17 protein-coding genes and 1 pseudogene are annotated in these 17174 nt (G+C 73.1%); 11 read left to right on the forward strand and 7 right to left on the reverse strand.

Annotated features, from left to right (window positions below; all coding sequences use genetic code 11):
- Positions 1 to 5 precede the first annotated feature (5 nt).
- Complete coding sequence (locus ABGB21_RS14450; protein ID WP_347653449.1) at positions 6 to 593, reverse strand: DUF5709 domain-containing protein; 588 nt, start codon at positions 591 to 593, stop codon at positions 6 to 8.
- A gap of 241 nt (positions 594 to 834) precedes the next feature.
- Here ABGB21_RS14450 and ABGB21_RS14455 point away from each other — a divergent pair, with 241 nt between their 5' ends.
- The gene (locus ABGB21_RS14455) at positions 835 to 2034 is read left to right on the forward strand and encodes a glycosyltransferase (protein WP_347678127.1); all 1200 of its coding nucleotides are present in this window, start codon (positions 835 to 837) and stop codon (positions 2032 to 2034) included.
- Here ABGB21_RS14455 and ABGB21_RS14460 read toward each other — a convergent pair.
- A complete protein-coding gene (locus ABGB21_RS14460; RefSeq protein WP_347653584.1) occupies positions 1992 to 2924 on the reverse strand; it encodes a hypothetical protein in 933 nt (310 codons plus the stop codon). The two genes, ABGB21_RS14455 and ABGB21_RS14460, sit on opposite strands and share 43 nt — an antisense overlap.
- 56 nt (positions 2925 to 2980) lie before the next feature.
- Positions 2981 to 3787 (reverse strand): histidinol-phosphatase, encoded by an 807-nt coding sequence (hisN, locus tag ABGB21_RS14465; protein ID WP_347678129.1) that lies wholly within the window; start codon positions 3785 to 3787, stop codon positions 2981 to 2983.
- 51 nt (positions 3788 to 3838) lie between these two features.
- On the opposite strand from hisN, the gene ABGB21_RS14470 reads away from it, so the two are divergent.
- Complete coding sequence (locus ABGB21_RS14470) at positions 3839 to 4426, forward strand: DUF2087 domain-containing protein (protein WP_347678131.1); 588 nt, start codon at positions 3839 to 3841, stop codon at positions 4424 to 4426.
- Positions 4427 to 4475: 49 nt separating this feature from the next.
- Positions 4476 to 5333, forward strand: a complete 858-nt coding sequence (locus ABGB21_RS14475) for an alpha/beta hydrolase (RefSeq protein WP_347678133.1) — start codon at positions 4476 to 4478, stop codon at positions 5331 to 5333.
- A gap of 51 nt (positions 5334 to 5384) precedes the next feature.
- Here the strand turns inward: ABGB21_RS14475 and rsgA are convergent, their stop codons facing one another.
- Positions 5385 to 6446 carry a ribosome small subunit-dependent GTPase A gene (gene rsgA, locus ABGB21_RS14480; RefSeq protein ID WP_347678169.1) on the reverse strand — a complete coding sequence of 354 codons (1062 nt, stop codon included), beginning with the start codon at positions 6444 to 6446 and terminating at the stop codon, positions 5385 to 5387.
- Positions 6447 to 6511: 65 nt separating this feature from the next.
- Positions 6512 to 7819, reverse strand: a complete 1308-nt coding sequence (aroA, locus tag ABGB21_RS14485; RefSeq protein ID WP_347678135.1) for a 3-phosphoshikimate 1-carboxyvinyltransferase — start codon at positions 7817 to 7819, stop codon at positions 6512 to 6514.
- Positions 7820 to 7996: 177 nt separating this feature from the next.
- On the opposite strand from aroA, the gene ABGB21_RS14490 reads away from it, so the two are divergent.
- The 7 genes and pseudogenes from ABGB21_RS14490 to ABGB21_RS14520 all read left to right on the forward strand — a co-directional run.
- Positions 7997 to 8737: an SOS response-associated peptidase gene (locus tag ABGB21_RS14490; protein ID WP_347678137.1), complete on the forward strand. Its 741-nt coding sequence runs from the start codon at positions 7997 to 7999 to the stop codon at positions 8735 to 8737.
- Between the two features lie 201 nt (positions 8738 to 8938).
- The gene (locus ABGB21_RS14495) at positions 8939 to 9343 is read left to right on the forward strand and encodes a WhiB family transcriptional regulator (protein WP_347653456.1); all 405 of its coding nucleotides are present in this window, start codon (positions 8939 to 8941) and stop codon (positions 9341 to 9343) included.
- Positions 9344 to 9464: 121 nt separating this feature from the next.
- Complete coding sequence (locus tag ABGB21_RS14500) at positions 9465 to 10079, forward strand: alpha/beta family hydrolase (protein ID WP_347678139.1); 615 nt, start codon at positions 9465 to 9467, stop codon at positions 10077 to 10079.
- Between the two features lie 234 nt (positions 10080 to 10313).
- On the forward strand, positions 10314 to 11186 hold the full coding sequence (locus ABGB21_RS14505) for a sigma-70 family RNA polymerase sigma factor (protein ID WP_347653458.1): 873 nt from the start codon (positions 10314 to 10316) through the stop codon (positions 11184 to 11186).
- Positions 11187 to 11192: 6 nt separating this feature from the next.
- Positions 11193 to 11477, forward strand: coding sequence for a mycothiol system anti-sigma-R factor (gene rsrA / locus ABGB21_RS14510; RefSeq protein WP_347653459.1), 285 nt, complete (start codon positions 11193 to 11195; stop codon positions 11475 to 11477).
- A 550-nt stretch (positions 11478 to 12027) separates the two neighbouring features.
- A complete protein-coding gene (locus ABGB21_RS14515; RefSeq protein ID WP_347653460.1) occupies positions 12028 to 12243 on the forward strand; it encodes a biotin/lipoyl-binding carrier protein in 216 nt (71 codons plus the stop codon).
- A gap of 10 nt (positions 12244 to 12253) precedes the next feature.
- Positions 12254 to 12751, forward strand: a pseudogene (locus ABGB21_RS14520) (GNAT family N-acetyltransferase); the annotation flags it as partial.
- Between the two features lie 76 nt (positions 12752 to 12827).
- Here the strand turns inward: ABGB21_RS14520 and ABGB21_RS14525 are convergent.
- Entirely contained in the window at positions 12828 to 13421 is a 594-nt protein-coding gene (locus ABGB21_RS14525) for a helix-turn-helix domain-containing protein (RefSeq protein WP_347653461.1), read from the reverse strand.
- Positions 13422 to 13535: 114 nt separating this feature from the next.
- Between ABGB21_RS14525 and ABGB21_RS14530 the strand changes: the two genes are divergently transcribed.
- A complete protein-coding gene (locus tag ABGB21_RS14530) occupies positions 13536 to 15122 on the forward strand; it encodes an MDR family MFS transporter (protein WP_347653462.1) in 1587 nt (528 codons plus the stop codon).
- A 170-nt stretch (positions 15123 to 15292) separates the two neighbouring features.
- Here the strand turns inward: ABGB21_RS14530 and ABGB21_RS14535 are convergent, their stop codons facing one another.
- Positions 15293 to 17137, reverse strand: a complete 1845-nt coding sequence (locus ABGB21_RS14535) for a tetratricopeptide repeat protein (RefSeq protein ID WP_347678141.1) — start codon at positions 17135 to 17137, stop codon at positions 15293 to 15295.
- Positions 17138 to 17174 lie beyond the last annotated feature (37 nt).

Below are 17174 nucleotides of genomic sequence, written 5' to 3' on the forward strand. Positions count from 1 at the left end.
GCCGGCTACAGCGCGGACGACGACGGCGGCGGGTCGGTCTCGTTGACCGCGAGTTCCTCGGCGCTCGCCCCGCCGCCGGCCGCCCCGGCGTCGTACGCGATCGAGTCGGTCTCGTCGTCGTAACGTGCCCCCTGGTCCGGCTCGACCAGCCGGCCGACCGGCCCGGCGCCCGGCGCGTCGCCCAGCTTGCCGTGGTCGTAGAGCGACACCGCTGACCGGGGATCCGAGGTGGGTCCGTCGTCCAGCACGTCCGCGTCGAGTTGTGCCTCGGCGGCGGCCTCCTCGCTGTCCGCCTCGGCCGCGATCCCCGGGTCCACCGGGCCGGCGAGGGGATCGTCGACCGCCCGTTCGGGCTGCTCTCGCGCGATCTTGTAGTCGAGTGACTCGCCGTCGAGCTGCTCCTCGGCGGTGGTGCCGAACCCGTCGACGGCGAGCGGTCGGTCGGCGGGCAACTGGGCCGGGTCCGGACCGTCCGCCTCACGCCCGGACCGGACGTCGTCGCCGGCCGTCGAGTCGTCGTCGGCGGTGTCGGGGAGGCCCTCCGCCTCGGGATCGGAGACCGGCTTCGGGAACTCGCTGTCACGCTCGCGCATGACTGATCACTACCCAATGCGCCACCGGATAACCCGCCCGGTCCGCCCCGGGGCCTATCGGACCCGCCGTCCAACTCGCCGACGGCGGGGCTGGGCGGCATCGTCGGCGGATCGCCGGACCTGCCCGGTGTCGGACTTGCTGGCGAGCGCCGGACTTGCCAGGTTTCCGCTCGGTCCGGCGTGGTTAATGGGAGCCTCTGATCGAACGGCCGTTGCCCGTAGCCCACGTTGGAGGTGACCCATGCGCGTCGGCCTCGTCTGCGCACACGCCGGCCCGCCGCAGGAGGTCCGCAACCGGCACGCGGGCACCCACCAGCACGTCGCCCGGATCGCCGCCGAACTCGCCGGACGGGGTCACGAGGTACGGGTCTACGAACGCCTCGACGACCCGGATCTGCCGCCGACGAGCGAGATCGCCGGATATCGGGTGGAACGGGTGCCCGTGGGCCCCGCACGTCGTACCGCCGCCGGTGAACTCGTGCCGCACGTGCCCGAACTCGGCCGCTGGCTGACCGGGCGGTGGGCGGCGGACTGGACCCCCGAGGTGGTGCACGGCCATTTCTGGATCGGCGGACTCGCGGCGGCCAGCGCCGTACGGGAGACGGTGATCCCGGTCGTGCAGACCTTCCACTCCCTCGCCGTCGAACAGTCGCGCACCCTCGGCCGGGCGTACGCCGGCCCGGGCGAGCGGATCCCGCTGGAACTCGCCCTGACCCGGGCGGTGGACATGGCGGTGGCCCAGTCCAGCGACGAGGTCGACGAACTGACCCGGATGGGGCTGCAACGCGCCTCGGTGGTCGTGGTGCCGACCGGGGTCGACACCGACCTGTTCACCCCGGAGGGCGAGGCGGCGCCCAGGGACGCCCGTCCCCGGATCCTCGCCGCCGGCGGCCTGAACCCCGGACACGGGCAGGAGGACCTGATCCGGGCGCTGCGGCTGGTCGGGGACGCCGAACTGGTGATCGCCGGAGGTCCGCCCGGCGGCACGCTCAACAACCACGCCGAGGCCCGCCGGCTGCGGGAGGTCGCCGAGCAGAGCGGGGTCGCCGACCAGATCCGGCTGGTCGGCCCGGTGCCGCACGACGAGATGCCCGCCTGGTACCGCTCGGCCGACCTGGTGGCCTGCACCCCCCGGTACGCCTGCGCCGGGCGGGTGCCGTTGGAGGCGATGGCGTGCGGGGTGCCGGTGGTCGGCTACGCCAGCGGCGGCATCGCGGACACCGTGGTCGACGAGGTGACCGGCCGGCTGATCCAGCCCGGCGACGTACGCACGCTGGGCATCACCCTGCGCCGGCTGCTCGCCGCCGACGCGGAGCGGTTCGCGTACGGGCACGCGGCCGTGGACCGGGCCCGGTGCAGCTACACCTGGGATCGGGCCGCCGGTGCGTTGGAGCGGCTCTACGAGCGGGTGGTGAGCCGCCGCCAGCCGGCGGCCAGCTGACCACCCCGGCGGGGTACTTCCCGTACCGGAAGTCCTCTGCCGAAAGTGATGAGCAGGGTCCCTTCCCTACGCTGGCCGGGGAGGGCGGGGTGCTGGTGCTGCGGTTCGGCGTACCGGGTGAGGCCGAGCACCGCGACCAGGGTGATCAGGAAACCGAGGCCGGCCAGCCACTCCCGGCCCGGCCAGATCCGGTCGCCGAGCAGGAGCAGCCCGACGACCGCGGCCGGGACCGCGCCGGCGGCGTCCATCGCGGCGACCGCGGCGGTGGTGGAGCCGCGCTGCATGGCCAGCCCGAGCAGGAGTTGGCCGACGACCGAGTGGGTGATCAGCAGGTACAGCAGCGGGTTGCCGAAGAACGCGTCGGTGGAGTGCACCGAGGCGAGCGGCCGGGCGGCGACCGCGGCGGCGGAGAACGCCAACCCGGCGAGCGCGCCGAGTGCCACCGAGCCGGGCGCGCCGTGCAGGCGTACGGCGAAGAAGCCGAGCCCGCCGATCAGCACGAGTACGACGACCAGCCCGACCACCGCGGCCGGACCGAGCTGCCGGGACGGGGCCGGTCGGGCGGCCAGCACCAGCGCGGTGATCCCGACCAGGAGCAGGACCAGGAGCAGCACCTCGGCGGCGGGCAGTCGCCACTTGAGGACCAGGACACCGAGCAGGGCGGTGACCCCGAGCCCGGCCGCGACACTCGCCTGGACCAGGAACAGCGGCAGGTCGCGGCGGGCCAGGAAGGCGAGGGCGAAGCCGAGGACCTGGCAGCCGATCCCGAGCAGGTAGCTGCGCTGTCCGGCGAGCCGGAGCAGCAGTCCGTAGTCGAACGTGCGGCGCAGTGTGGTCCGGGTCGCCGCCACCGACTGGAGCAGGTTGGCGAGGCCGTAGGCGATGATCATCGCGGCGAGGAAGCACCAGCCGGTGGACACCTGGCGAGGATAGAGGGTGGTCGGGGTTACCGCCCGGTGGGCCAGCCGAGCCGGTCGAGGAGATCCTGGTGCAGCTTGCCGTTGCTGGCCACCGCGCTGCCGCCGGCCGGTCCGGGGCGTCCGGCCAGGTCAGTGAAGGTGCCGCCGGCCTCGGTGACGATCGGGATCAACGCGGCGAGGTCCCAGAGCGACAGCTCCGGTTCGACCATCACATCGACCGCGCCCTCGGCGACCAGCATGTAGCCGTAGAAGTCCCCGTACGCCCGGCTGCGCCAGCTGGTCTGGATGATGTCGAGCACCGGGTCGAGCCGGCCCGACTCCTCCCAGCCGGTCAGCGACGAGTAGCAGAAGCTGGCGTCGGCCAGCCTGCCCACCCCGGAGACCCGGATCGGGGTCGCCGCCGACTGGTGCCGGCCGGCGAAGGCGCCGAGCCCGGTCGCCGCCCACCAGCGCCGGCCCAGGGCCGGGGCGGAGACCAGTCCGACGACCGGCTGGTCGCCTTCCATCAGCGCGATCAGGGTGCCCCAGATCGGCACCCCCCGGACGAAGTTCTTGGTCCCGTCGATCGGGTCGATCACCCACTGTCGGCTGCCGGAGCCGGCGGCCGGGGCGGTCGCCCCGAACTCCTCGCCGAGCACCCCGTCCCGGGGACGGGTCCGGGCCAGCGTCGACCGGAGAGCCCGCTCGACGGCGGTGTCCGCGTCGGTGACCGGGGTCAGGTCCGGCTTCGACTCGACGTGCAGGTCGAGGGCACGGAACCGGGCCATCGAGATCGAGTCGGCGGTGTCGGCGAGCATGTGCGCCAGGGATAGATCGTCCGCGTACCGGGCCATGTCCGGAAACCTACTCGATCCCGACCAGCCGGTGCGTTAGCATCCGGCGCCGTGACCGTTGACGCCGAGAAACCCGAGATCACCTCCGATCTGCTGGTCGGCCTGCTCGCCGAACCGGACCGGCTGGCCACCTTCGCCGCGGTGGTGCTCGGCGCCGCCGACCAGGCGGAGATCGTCGCCCGGACCGGGCTGCCGGTGCGTACCGTCGCCGCCGCGCTGCGCCGGCTGGAGTCCGGCGGCCTGGTCGAGACGGTGGACGGTCGTACGGTCGCGGTGGTCGACGCGTTCCGGGCGGCGGTCCGGGCCCGTCCGTCGGCGCCGCCGGACCCCGCCGAGTTGGACCCGGACCGGGCCACGGCGGCGGTGCTGCGGACCTTCGTCCGGGACGGCCGGATCAGCCAGCTGCCGGCGGCCCGGGGCAAGCGGCGGTTGCTGCTGGAGCATCTCGTGACGATTTTCGAGCCCGGGGTGCGGTATCCCGAGGCGGAGGTGAACACGCTGCTGCGGGCCTGGCACGACGACCACGCCGCGCTGCGGCGCTACCTGGTCGACGAGGACCTGCTGACCCGGCGGGACGGCGTCTACTGGCGCAGCGGCGGCCCGGTCGACGTCGACCCGACCTCGGAGGAGCCGCGCTGACCGACCGGGCCGGGTTTACCCCGCTCGGCGCGGCGGGTACCGGGAACCCGTGTTCGAGGGTTTTGTGGACCGGCGCATCGACGTGGGTGAGGTCGAGCTGCGGGTCAGGTACGCCGGCGACGGGCCGCCGGTCCTGCTGGTCCACGGCCATCCACGGACCGGCGCCACCTGGCACCGGGTCGCGCCCCGGCTGGTGGCGCGCGGATTCACCGTCGTCTGCCCGGACATGCGGGGCTACGGCCGGTCCGGCAAGCCGGTCCCGCGCCCCGACCACAGCCAACAGTCCAAGCGGACGGTGGCGCTGGACCTCGTACGTCTGATGCGCACGCTGGGCCATCCGGCGTTCGTCGTGGTCGGCCACGACCGGGGCTGCTACGTGGCGCTGCGGATGGCGCTGGACCACCCGGACGTCGTACGCCGGCTGGTGGTGCTGGACGGGGTGCCGATCAGCGAGGCGCTGGCCCGGTGCGACGCCCGGTTCGCCGCCGCCTGGTGGCACTGGTTCTTCTACGCCCAACCGGACAAGCCCGAACAGGCGATCCTGGCCGACCCGGACGCCTGGTACGAGGGCCGACCGGAGCTGATAGGCGCGGAAAACCACGCCGAGTTCCGCGAGGTCGTCCGGGATCCGGCGACGATCCGGGCGATGCTCGAGGACTACCGGGCCGGCCTCGGGGTGGACCGGGAACACGAGGAGGCGGACCGCCGCGCCGGCCGTACCGTCTCCTGCCCGACGCTGTTCCTGTGGTCCACCCGGGACGACATGGTCGAGCTGTACGGTGACCCGCTGCGCATCTGGCGGCGGTGGGCGGACGACGTCCGGGGCGCGCCGATCGAGTCCGGCCACCACGTCGCGGAGGAGAACCCCGAGGCGCTCACCCGGGCGCTGCTCGACTTCCTCGGCTGAGTCGTCGCCGCCGTCACTCGGTCTCGCCGGCCCGGGGGCCAGCAACGGCCGTCACTCGGTCTCGCCGGCCCGGGAGGCCAGCAACCGGCGGTACGACGCCAGCCGGCGCGGGTCGGCGTTGCCGGCCGCCACCCAGGCGTCCAGGGCACATTCGGCCTCGTCCGGGGTGTGCTCGCAGTTCGGCGGGCAGTCCACGGTCCCCTCGACCAGGTCGGGAAAGCCGTGCAGCAGGCTTTCGGCCGAGACGTGGGCCAGACCGAAGCTGCGGATCCCCGGGGTGTCGATGATCCAGCCCGGATGGTCGCGGACCTCCGGCACCGGCGGCAGGCGCAGCGCGACGGCACTGGTCGAGGTGTGCCGGCCCCGGCCGATCGCGCTGACCGTGCCGACCGCCCGGTCCGCCTCCGGGACCAGCCGGTTGACCAGCGTCGACTTGCCCACCCCGGAGTGGCCGACCAGCACCGAGACCCGTCCGCCGAGCAGCCGGCGCAACTCGCCGAGATCGGAGTCCGGCCCGACCAGTACGTGCCGCAGGTCCAGTTCGGCGTAGTAGCCGAGCACCCCGTCCGGGGTGGCGAGATCCGACTTGGTGAGGCAGAGCAGCGGCTCGATGCCGGCGTCGTACGCGGCCACCAGACAGCGGTCGATGAAGCCGGTCCGCGGCGGCGGGTCGGCAAGCGAACTCACGATCACGAGTTGGTCGGCGTTGGCCACCACGACCCGTTCCAGCCGCCCCTCGGCGGTGGTCTCGTCGTCGTCGGCGGTACGCCGCAGCACCGACCGCCGGTCGGCGATCCGGACGATCCGGGCCAGTGCCCCGGGCGCCCCGGTGGTGTCGCCGACCAGCGCGACCCGGTCGCCGACCACCACCGAACGGCGGCCCAGCTCACGGGCCCGCATCGCGGTAACCGTGCCGGCCCCGTCGGCCGGGCCGGCACCGGTCACCGTCGGGTCGTCCTCGACCACACAGGTGTACCGCCCCCGGTCGACAGCGATCACGAACCCGTCGACCGCGTCCGAGTGGCGGGGCCGGGTACGGGTACGCGGACGCGACGAACGACCGGGTCGGACCCGTACGTCGTCCTCGTCGTACTCGCGTCGTTTGCCCGCCAGCGTCCGCCCCCTGTCTCGTTCGGTGTCCGTGCGACCGGTGGCGGGACGGGACGCGCCGTCGCCGGCTACCGGTGTCCGCCGCCGGCCACCATCGTCGACCATAGTGCCGGGAACTCCGGCATGGTCTTGGAGGTGCAGGACACGTCGTCCAACCGGATGTCGGGGACGGCGAGTCCGAGCACCGCCGCGGCGTGTGCCATCCGGTGGTCGGCGTACGTCCCGAACGTCCCGCCGCGCAGCGGCCGGGGTCGGATCTCCAACCCGTCCGCCGACTCGGTGACGTCGGCGCCGAGCGCGGCGAGTTCCCGGGCCAGCGCGGTCAGCCGGTCGGTCTCGTGTCCCCGGATGTGCGCCACCCCGCGCAGCCGGGACGGGGCGTCGCCCAGCGCGGCGAGCGCGGCCAGCACCGGGGTGAACTCGCTGACCTCGGAGAGGTCGGCGTCCAGCCCGTGGATCACACCGGTGCCGCGTACGGTGAGCCCGTCGGTGCCCAGGGTCAGCTGACCGCCCATCCGCTGCAGCAGCGTACGGAGCGTGTCGACGGGTTGCAGGCTGCTGCGTGGCCACCCCCGCAGGGTCACCGACCCGCCGGTGACCAGTGCGGCGGCGAAGAACGGCACCGCGCTGGAGAGGTCCGGCTCGATGTCCCAGGCGTGTCCGGAGAGTCGTCCCGGCTCCACCGTCCAGACGTTCGGCACGCTGTCGTCGACGGCGGCGCCGGCCGCCCGCAGCATCTGCACGGTCATCCGCAGGTGGGGCGCGGACGGGACCGGTGGACCCTCGTGCCGGACCACGATGCCGTGCTCGAACCGGGCCGCGCCGAGCAGCAGTCCGGAGACGAACTGGCTGGAGGCGGAGGCGTCGATGGTCACCTCGCCGCCGGTCACCCGCCCGGTGCCCCAGACGGTGAGCGGCAGTCCGCCGCCGGGGGCGGCGTCGACGCGTACCCCGATCGCGCGGAGCGCGCCGACCAGCGGGCCGAGCGGTCGGACCCGGGCCTGCGGGTCGCCGTCGACGGTGACCGGACCCTCGGCCAGCCCGGCGATCGGCGGGACGAACCGCATGACGGTGCCGGAGAGGCCGACGTCGACGTGCGCCGGGCCCTGCAGTGGGCGGGGCCGGAGCAGCCACCGTTCGTCGTCGACGACGGAGACGTGCGCGCCCATCGCGCGCAGCCCGCCGGCCATCAGTTCGGTGTCCCGGGCGCGCAGTGGGCGGCGCAGCGTGGACGGGCCGTCGGCGACCGCGCTGAGCACCAGGGCCCGGGCGGTCAGCGATTTGCTGCCGGGCAGCCGCAGGGTCGCGTCGACCGGTTCGGTCGCGGTCGGCGCGGTCCAGGGTCCGTGCCGGCGGGTCACGGTCAGGTTCGACACGATCACAGTCTGCCCCGTACGTCCGACAGGACGATCACCCGGCTCGGTGACTCTCGCCTGCCGGGACGGTCGGTTCGCACGGAACGACCGGTTCGACCGCGGGGACGGGCCGGCCCGGACCGCCGACGGCGGTGGACGGGACCGCGCGGAGAGCCGCTGAGGCGCTAGCGTGGCGCCATGTGCGGCAGGTACGCGACCACCCGCGGTGCGGCGGAGCTGAGCGCCATGTTCGAGGCGTTCGACGAGACCGGTGAGCGGCTGCGGGCCGACTACAACGTCGCGCCCACCGACCCGGTGCCGATCGTCCGGGTCTCGGAACGGGCCGGCGCCTCGGTGCTCTCGGTGGCCCGTTGGGGGCTGCTCCCGCCCTGGGCCACCGACACCCGGGCCGGCGCCCGCATGATCAACGCCCGGGCCGAGACGGTCGCCACCACCCGGGCGTACGCCCCGTCGTTCGCGCGGCGACGGTGCCTCGTCCCGGCCGACGGCTGGTACGAGTGGGTCCGCCGGGACGGTGTCCGGCAGCCGTACTTCATGACGCCCCGGGACGGGTCGGTGCTCGCCTTCGCCGGCCTCTGGACGGCCTGGCGGGGCACCGGCACCCCGATGCTCACCTGCAGTGTCGTGACCACCGCCGCGCTCGGCGACCTGGCGTCGGTGCACGACCGGATGCCGCTGCTGCTGCCCCGGGACCGGTGGGCGGAGTGGCTCGCCGACGGTGCCGAGCCGGACCGGCTGCTCGCCCCGCCGTCCGAGGAGTGGCTGGCCGGCTTGGAGATCAGGCCGGTGGGCCGGGCGGTCGGCGACGTCCGCAACGACGGCCCCGACCTTGTCGCCCCGGTCTCTGTGCCGCCGTTGCGGCCGATTCCCGGGCAGCCCGCGTTACCAGAAGAGCCCGGGGTAACGACGCTGTTCTGACGACGGATCCGGGCATTCGCCTGCACCGATTTGCCACTGTTCGCGGTAAAACGTCGTACCGAGTTTTCGGAACCTTTGCGATAGACCCTTGTCACCCCTTCTCCGAGTGCGATAGAACACAGCGCCGGCGGTGGGTGTCGGGCTCGCACCGGGCGAGCGGCACCCACGGATTTTTGTCGGTCCCACGGGGGAGGTGGGTGAATGACACGGGCGCGCATGCCACGCCCGCATGAGGTTGCCGCGGCGCGACGAGACCCGAGACTGATCCGGGCACTCAGCGAGCGGCGTCTGGACGAAGCCTGGCGGACCAGGGGTGTCTGCCAGAGCGTGGACCCGGAGACGTTCTTTCCGGCACCCAGCGAGCCGGCGGATTCCGCGGTGGCGTTGTGCCGTACCTGCGACGTACAGGGCCCCTGTCTGGCCTGGGCGTTGGAGGTGGGCGACTGCCACGGGGTGTGGGGGGCCACCACGCCACGGGAACGCCGGGCCATGCTGGTCGCCTGGCGTGACCAGGTGGACGCCGACCCGGACGCGGTCGACGACGCCGGGCCGCCGGTCCGGGACCGGCTGCTGACCCTGATACCGGTCGGATCGGGAGGGCGCTGACCAGCCAAACCGGGCGTTGACGCCGACGTCGGCCGCCGTCGCCGACCTGCCGGGGAACGGCGGCCGACCCACCCGGGGCGATCCCGGCAGTCGTCCGCCCGCGCTGCCATACAGTGACGCGGTGCAGCGCAGCGACGAGATCACCACGCCACGTGGCCCGGCCCGGGTGGACGTCGACCTGCCCCGGAGCCGACCCTCGACCCTGCTGGTGCTCGGTCACGGGGCCGGCGGCGGGATCGACGCGCCGGACCTGGTCGCACTCCGGGACGTCGCGGTCCGGGCCGGGCTCGGCGTGGCCCGGGTGACCCAGCCGTACCGGGTCGCCGGCCGTCGTGCCCCGGCTCCCGCCGGCCAGCTCGACGAGGCGTGGACGACGGTGGTCGGGGACCTGCTCCGTCGCCAGCCGGGTGTCCGGACCCTGGTCGTCGGCGGCCGGTCCAGCGGTGCCCGGGTCGCGTGTCGGACCGCCCGGGCAGTCGGCGCCGCCGGCATCGTGGCGCTCGCGTTTCCCCTGCACCCGCCGGGCAGACCCGAACGGTCCCGGGCGGCGGAACTGGAGACCGGCCTGCCGACCCTGGTGGTCAACGGCGACCGGGACCCGTTCGGCGTACCGGTCGCCGGGCCGACCGTCCGGGTCGAGGTCCGCCCCGGCGAGCGGCACGACCTGCGACAGGATCCACCGGGTACGGCCGACCTGGTGCTGGCCTGGCTGCGGCGGCAGGGCTGGGCCGGCTGACGGCCGTGTCCGGCGCGCCCGGGTGCTCGTTGCTCCTCGTGATGCCGGACACCGGTACGAAGGCCTGTTCACGTACCGGAGCCCGGTTTCATCCTCCCAGGCCCTTCCTGGTCCCAGCGGTGGCGGATCCGCCCGGATTTGCCACGGCGGGGGCCAGGGACGGGTGGCTGTCGGAATGCTCCGCCGGTCGACCGGGTTACTACCTGGCGGAAGCTACCTGAGCGCGCGAGGGGGTTGGAACCGGTGTCGACCGAGACACGGAGCCTGGAGTACGGCCGCGAGACGCGGCGCCCCGACCGGAGGCGGAACGGTCCGGCCTCACGGTCGCCGGTCGACCGGGCCCCGACGTACGCCGGTGCGGGCCGAACCGAATCGCCCGCCCGCAATTTCCGCGTATCCTCGGCGGGACAGCCGAGTGGTGCCGTGGCGGCGTTGTCGGCCGCCGCACCGACTCGGTATCGAGGCGAGGGAGACGCGCGGTTGACACGACCGGAGAGAACGGACGAGCGGACGGACGAGCGTCGGGCCCGGTTCGAGCGTGACGCGCTGCCGTTCGTCGACCAGTTGTACGCGGCGGGCCTGCGGATGACCCGGAACCCGGCCGACGCCGAGGACCTGGTCCAGGAGACCTACCTGAAGGCGTTCGCCGCGTTCCACCAGTTCGAAGAGGGTACGAACCTCAAGGCCTGGCTGTATCGGATCCTGACCAACACGTACATCAACTCGTACCGTCGTCGGCAGCGGCAGCCGGTGCAGGCGCCGACCGAGGAGATCACCGACTGGCAGCTCGCCGAGGCCGAGTCGCACACCTCCAGTGGGCTGCGTTCGGCCGAGACGGAGGCGTTGGACCGGCTGCCGGACAGCGACGTCAAGGAAGCGCTGCAGCAGCTCCCGGAGGAGTTCCGGCTGGCCGTCTACCTCACCGACGTCGAGGGGTTCTCGTACAAGGAGGTCGCCGACATCATGGGTACGCCGATCGGCACCGTGATGTCCCGGTTGCACCGTGGCCGGCGGAACCTGCGCAAGCTGCTGGAGCGCTACGCTGCCGAGCGGGGCTTCACGTCCGCCCCGTCGACCAGGTCCGCGACCGCCGGTCAGGAGGTGTGAGCGAGCATGAGTTGTGGTGAACCGCACGAGACGGACTGCCGTGAGGTGCTCGCCGAGGTCTACGTCTACCTGGACCTCGAATGCGACGACAAGCGGCGGGTGCTGATCCGGGACCACCTGGACGAATGCTCACCCTGCCTGCGGGAGTACGGCATCGAGCAGGAGGTCAAGGCGCTTGTCGCCCGGTGCTGCGGCAACGAGACCGCGCCGGCCGACCTGCGGGAGCGGCTCCGGGCCCGGCTCGCCGAAATGGTCTTCGGCACCGAGACCCGGGAATACCTCCCCGACTGACCCACCCGGCCGGCGAACGGGCTGACACGTCACGCCAGGGAACTCGGCTGACACGTCACGCCGGAGCCGGGCTGATACGCCCGGCCGGAGAATCGGACTGATACGACGCGCCGGAACCGGGCGGCAGGGTTCGGGGCGGGAATCAGCGTGGACGGGTCTGCCGTCCGCGTCCCACCCCACCAGGCCGTCCAGGTCCGGCGTCGTCGCGTCACCTTGCTCAGGAGTTGGGGCGCTTGCCGTGGTTGGCGGCGCTCTTCTTGCGTGCCTTCTTCTTGCGTGACTTCTTCGCCATGTCGACCTCCCGTCTGTCCAGCGGCACCCGGTAGTGCGGTGCCGTCGCCGAGCGGCGGCGAGAACCCGCACTCCGCCCGCGCCCGGCAATCCTCCCATGACCGGACCGGGGGCCTGCGGCGCCGGGGGCCGGTGACCGCGTCCGTCCGGCCCGTACCGGCACCTGATCAGCGCTGCGGGTCCTCGACCGGGCGGCCGCATGGTTGGATACCGTTCGCAGGGCAGGAGCGTTGACCCTGGCGCCGACGAGGGAGGGCCGATGGCCGAGGAGATCCGCGCCGAGATGGTGGCGAACGTGTGGAAGGTCGTGACCGCGGTGGGCACCACCGTTTCCGAGGGCGACACGCTGGTGATCCTCGAGTCCATGAAGATGGAGATCCCGGTTGTCGCCGAGTCCGACGGGGTGGTGCGGGAGCTGGCCGTCAACGAGGGCGACGTGGTGCAGGACGGCGACCTGATCGCCGTCATCGAGTGAGTCGTCGCCGATGGCTGAGGTACTGGTCCGGCCCGCCGAGCCGGCCGACTTCGCGGCGATCGCCCGGTTGACCGTGGCCGCCTACCGGGCCGACGGCCAGCTGGAGGCCGCCCCCGACTACGCGGCGGAACTCGCCGACGTACCGGCCCGGGCCGGGGCGGGCGAACTGCTCGTGGCGGTGGACCCGTCGACCGGCGAGGTGCTCGGTTCGGTGTTGTTCGTGCTGCCGGGTACGCCGTACGCCGAACTCTCCGAGCCGGGCGAAGCCGAGTTCCGGATGCTGGCGGTCGACCCGGCCGCCCAGGGGCGGGGCGCCGGCGAGGCGCTGGTCCGGGGCTGCCTGGACCGGGCTGTCGCGTCCGGCTGCCACCGGGTGGTGATCTGTGTGCGCAGTTTCTCCGCCCCGGCGCACCGGCTCTACGCGCGGCTCGGCTTTGTCCGTCTTCCGGAGCGGGACTGGTCGCCGCTGCCCGGCGTCGAGCTGCAGGCGCTCCGGCTCGACCTCGCCGACGGGGGCGTGTCGGTGTCCGGTGGGGCAGGCGTGTCGATCCCGGCGGAGTCCGGGGCGCGGACGCCCGCCTGACTCAGTCGGCCCGGCGTTCCGGCTCCGCATCGGGGTTGCCGACGCGGTCGAGCAGTTCGTACGCGAGTTCCAGGGCGAGCTGTTGCCGCTGTTCGAGGCTGATCTCCGGCTGGCGGAGCGCGAACAGGCTGCCGTGCACGGCGAAGAGTGCCATGGTGGCGCGGAGTTGGTCGCCGGGTGACGGGTCCGGCCCGGCGAGGACGTCGGCGACCCGGAGCAGTCGGTCCCGCATCATCATGCCCGAGGAGAGCTGCTTGACCACGGTCTGGTTCTGCTCGAAGAAGCGCATCACGGACCGGCCCTCGGTGCCGAAGAACTCCTCCGCGTAGCGCCGCAGGGTGGCCCGGCGTCCGACGGCGTCGGTGGGTTGCGCGGCCGCCCAGTCGATCAGCTGGTCCAACCGGTTGATCCGGTCGGCGACGAAGCTGTCGACGATGTCGTCCTTGCTCTTGAAGTGGTAGTAGAGCGCGGCCTTGGTCACGCCGAGCCGTTCGGCGATCTCCCGGAGCGAGGTCTTCTCGTACCCCTGCTCGGTGAAGAGTTCGAGGGCCACCTGCTGGATGCGGGAGCGGGTGTCGCCTGTGCTGCCGGTCACCCCTGACCACCTCTCTATGTGCTTGACGGGCGCCCGGCGCCAACTTACCGTACGGCAAGTAAGACGACTAGCCGGTCGGCAAGTAAGTGAAAGCACTCAGGGGGGAGCTTACCGATGACCGCCACGGCGGACGCACCGGTGCGACAGGTCAACATCAGAGTGGTACTGGGTGGCCTGATGATCGCCATGATGCTGGCGATGCTGGACAACATGATCGTCAGCACCGCGCTGCCGAGAATCGTCACGGAGTTCGGCGGACTCGACCACTTCACCTGGGTGGTCACCGCGTACGTCCTCGGCTCCACCGTCTCGACGCCGATCTGGGGCAAACTCGGCGACCTGTACGGCCGCAAGACCGTGTTCCTCAGTTCGATCGTCCTCTTCCTGATCGGCTCCGCGCTCTGCGGCATGGCCGGCGCGAAGATGCTCGGCGGCCCCGCCGACGGCATGATCGAGCTGATCGCCTTCCGCGCGGTGCAGGGCCTCGGCGCGGGCGGCCTGATGGTCGGCGTGATGGCGATCATCGGCGACCTGGTGCCGCCCCGGGAGCGGGGCCGCTACCAGGGCATGATCGCCGGCATCATGGCCATCGCCATGGTGGCCGGGCCGCTGGTCGGCGGATTCATCACCGACCACCTCTCCTGGCGCTGGGCGTTCTACGTCAACCTGCCGCTCGGCGGGGTGGCGCTGCTCCTGCTCGCCACCCGGATGCACCTGCCGAAGTACCGCACCGAGCACCGGATCGACTGGCTCGGCGCCGCGCTGCTCTCGGTCGGCATCACCGCGATCGTTCTGGTCACCACCTGGGGCGGCAACGAGTACGCCTGGGCCTCCGCGCAGATCCTCGGCCTCGTCGCGCTCGCCGTGGTGACGCTGGTCGCCTTCGCGATCGTCGAGCGTCGGGTGGCGGAGCCGATCCTGCCGCTGTGGCTCTTCGCCAACCGCAACTTCGCGGTTATCTCCATCATCGGTTTCCTGCTCGGCTTCGCGATGTTCGGCGCGATGAACTTCCTGCCGCTGTACCAGCAGACCGTGCAGGGGGCGTCGGCGACCAACAGCGGCCTGCTGCTGCTGCCGCTGATGTTCGGCATGCTGGTGGTCTCGATCGTGGTCGGCCGTACGATCACCAAAACCGGGCGGTACCGCGCCTTTCCCATCATCGGCGGCATCGTGATGACCGTCGGCATGGCCCTGCTGACCATGCTCGACGTGCAGACCAGCAAGCTGGAGTCCTCGCTCTACATGGTGGTGCTCGGTGTCGGCATGGGCTTCCTCATGCAGACCTCGATGCTGATCGCCCAGAACAGCGTCGAGCAGAAGGACCTCGGTGCGGCCAGCGGCGCGGCCACCTTCTTCCGGTCCATCGGCGGCTCGTTCGGTATCTCGCTCTTCGGTGCGATCTTCGCCAACCGGCTGGCCGACTCGTCCGCCGGCGCGATGATGGCCGGCGGCGGCGAGGGCGCCGGGGTGGACCTGGAGGCGCTGCGCCGGCTGGCCCCGGAGCAGCAGCTCGCCGTACTCCGTGGGCTGGCCGACGCGATCGGTTCGGTCTTCTGGTGGGCGGTGCCGTTCGCGCTGGTCGTCGCGGTGCTGGCCTGGTTCGTCAAGGAGATCCCGCTGCGCGGTGCCAACGACGCGGCACCCGCCGCGACCCCGGAGGAGCAGGCCGAGACGGCGCTGGCCAGCCCGCCGGTGCGCTGAGCGCCGACGGGTGCAAGCTGAGCTCAACCGGCGGCCCGGACCCGACCGGTCCGGGCCGCCGGATGAGGTGTTTCCGGACCGGCCGTGACGGCTGGCGGGTGGGGCGGTTACGGGCCGGTCTGTAACGGCTGTCGGGTGAGGTGCGTCTGGCCTGGCGGGGTGAGTTGGCGTCAGGACTGGCGGGTGAGGCGCTGCCACACCCGCCCCCACAGCTGTCCGAACCGACGGGGGCGGGGCACGGTCCGTCCGGCCGACGGAGACGCGAGCAGGTGCCGGGCGGTGGCGAGCGCGGCCGGCTCCACCTGCGGGGTGGCGAGCACCAGCCGGGCCAGCGAGCGCTTGATCGAGACCGACCGGTGCTGCGACACCTCGACCGCGTCGGCGAACCGCGCGGCCACCACCCCGGCCACCTCGGTACGGACCGACGGATCCACCCAGGCGGCGGTGACCAGGGCGAACAGTGCCGCCTCGGTGACCCAGTCCTCGACTCCCCAGACCAGGTCCAGCAGCACCCGGCGGCGGGTCGACTCCGCCCAGGGCTCGTCCGTGCGGTGGTGCAGCAGCCCGAGGCAGGCCCAGACCTGGACGGAACGGTGCCACAGCGTCGGGTCGTGCTCGGCCAGGGCCCGACCGAGTTCGGTCGGTGGCGTCGTGGGCGGGTGAGCCAGCAGCCCCAGCAGGTCGTCGAGCTCCAGGGTGGCGAGTCCGACCGCGGCGTCGTACGCGGCCGGTGGGTGGGGCCAGGCGGGATGCGCCAGGTGCCGGATCCGCTCCACCGCCGACTCGGAGGGCGCCGGTACGGCCGGCACCGGCGTGATGTTGTCGTACCGCCACAACTGGCGGGAGACCGGGCGACGGGGCTGCCGGAGATCCGGCTCCGGAACCTGGTCGACGGTGACGGTCACGTCGGGGATCGTGGCGAGCAGCGCCCGTACCGCGCTCGGCGGTTCCGGCGCCGTCATCCGCAACTCGCCGCCCGCCTCCACGTCGTCGGCGGCGAGCACCTGGCGCAGCACCGCCACCACCGCCTCGGTCGCCGGTGGGATCCGGCCCAGCCAGGACTCGCCGTGGCAGCACTCGGCGAGGTCGCTGTGCTCGTGGGAGTCGTCCGGATGGTCGCGGGCGAAGTCGGCGAGCGCGACCAGGTGGGCCAGGTCGCCGTCCCGGCGGTAGCGCAGCCGGTGACCGGTGTGCACCGCGCAGTCGAACGTCGGGTCCCGGGCCAGCGCCCGGTCGACCCAGTCCAGTGCCTCGTCCAGCCGGTCGTGGTCGGCGAGGGTGCCGGCGATGTCGGCGTACACCGAGAGGTCGCCGGGGTCGTGGTCGACGGCCCGGCGCAGCGCGGCGAGCGCCTCGGCGGTCCGGCCGGCGCTGCGGTACGCGTAACCCAGCCACACCTCGGAGAGCTTCGACGGCAGTTCCCGGGCACCCTGGGTGGCCCAGTCGACGGCCAGGGTGACCGCGCCGACCCGGCGGGCCAGCGCCGAGGCCGCGCCGAGTAGCAGCCCGTGCCGGGGGTGCGCGGCGACCGCGTGCCGGGCCAGCCGCAGGTACGGCCAGAGCGGCTCCCGGTCCTGCTCCGGAACCGGGTCGGGGATGCCGGCGCAGACCTGCATCAGCACCCGGGCGATCCGGTCCGGGTCGAGATGTTCGACCAGTTCCGGGGCGGCCACCCAGGGCACTCCCGCCCAGTCCGTCGACGGGGCGTGGCCGGTGGCGGCGGCGAGCAGCTCCAGCCCGTCGCCGGGGCGGCCGGCGGCGGCGAGCAGGTGGGCGCGGGCCACCACGGTGCCGATGAACGGGTGCTGGTCGAGGGGGAAGAGGTCGACCCCGCCGTCGGCCCGGGCGGCCAGCTGGGCGAGCGCCTCGTGCACCTCGGGCATGGTCGGGGCGTACGCGATCGCGCCGGCGAGGTGCCCGGCGGCGTGCCGCAGGTCGCCCTCGTCCAGCGCCAACCGGGCCAGCGCCAGCTCTCCCTCGGCCGACAGCCGGGGATCGTCCGTTCCCTCGGGCACCGACTCGACCCTCCGCCGTACGTGGTTTTTCCCCTGG

Source organism: Plantactinospora sp. B24E8, assembly GCF_039871735.1.
Lineage (GTDB): Bacteria > Actinomycetota > Actinomycetes > Mycobacteriales > Micromonosporaceae > Plantactinospora.

What these genes read in the sequence shown, in the direction of transcription:
- ABGB21_RS14450 (WP_347653449.1), bottom strand. Translation starts at nt 593, where the DNA reads ATGCGCGAGCGTGACAGCGAGTTCCCGAAGCCGGTCTCCGATCCCGAG.
- ABGB21_RS14455 (WP_347678127.1), top strand. Translation starts at nt 835, where the DNA reads ATGCGCGTCGGCCTCGTCTGCGCACACGCCGGCCCGCCGCAGGAGGTC.
- ABGB21_RS14460 (WP_347653584.1), bottom strand. Translation starts at nt 2,924, where the DNA reads ATGATCATCGCCTACGGCCTCGCCAACCTGCTCCAGTCGGTGGCGGCG.
- hisN (WP_347678129.1), bottom strand. Translation starts at nt 3,787, where the DNA reads ATGGCCCGGTACGCGGACGATCTATCCCTGGCGCACATGCTCGCCGAC.
- ABGB21_RS14490 (WP_347678137.1), top strand. Translation starts at nt 7,997, where the DNA reads ATGTGCGGCAGGTACGCGACCACCCGCGGTGCGGCGGAGCTGAGCGCC.
- ABGB21_RS14495 (WP_347653456.1), top strand. Translation starts at nt 8,939, where the DNA reads ATGACACGGGCGCGCATGCCACGCCCGCATGAGGTTGCCGCGGCGCGA.
- rsrA (WP_347653459.1), top strand. Translation starts at nt 11,193, where the DNA reads ATGAGTTGTGGTGAACCGCACGAGACGGACTGCCGTGAGGTGCTCGCC.
- ABGB21_RS14515 (WP_347653460.1), top strand. Translation starts at nt 12,028, where the DNA reads ATGGCCGAGGAGATCCGCGCCGAGATGGTGGCGAACGTGTGGAAGGTC.
- ABGB21_RS14530 (WP_347653462.1), top strand. Translation starts at nt 13,536, where the DNA reads ATGACCGCCACGGCGGACGCACCGGTGCGACAGGTCAACATCAGAGTG.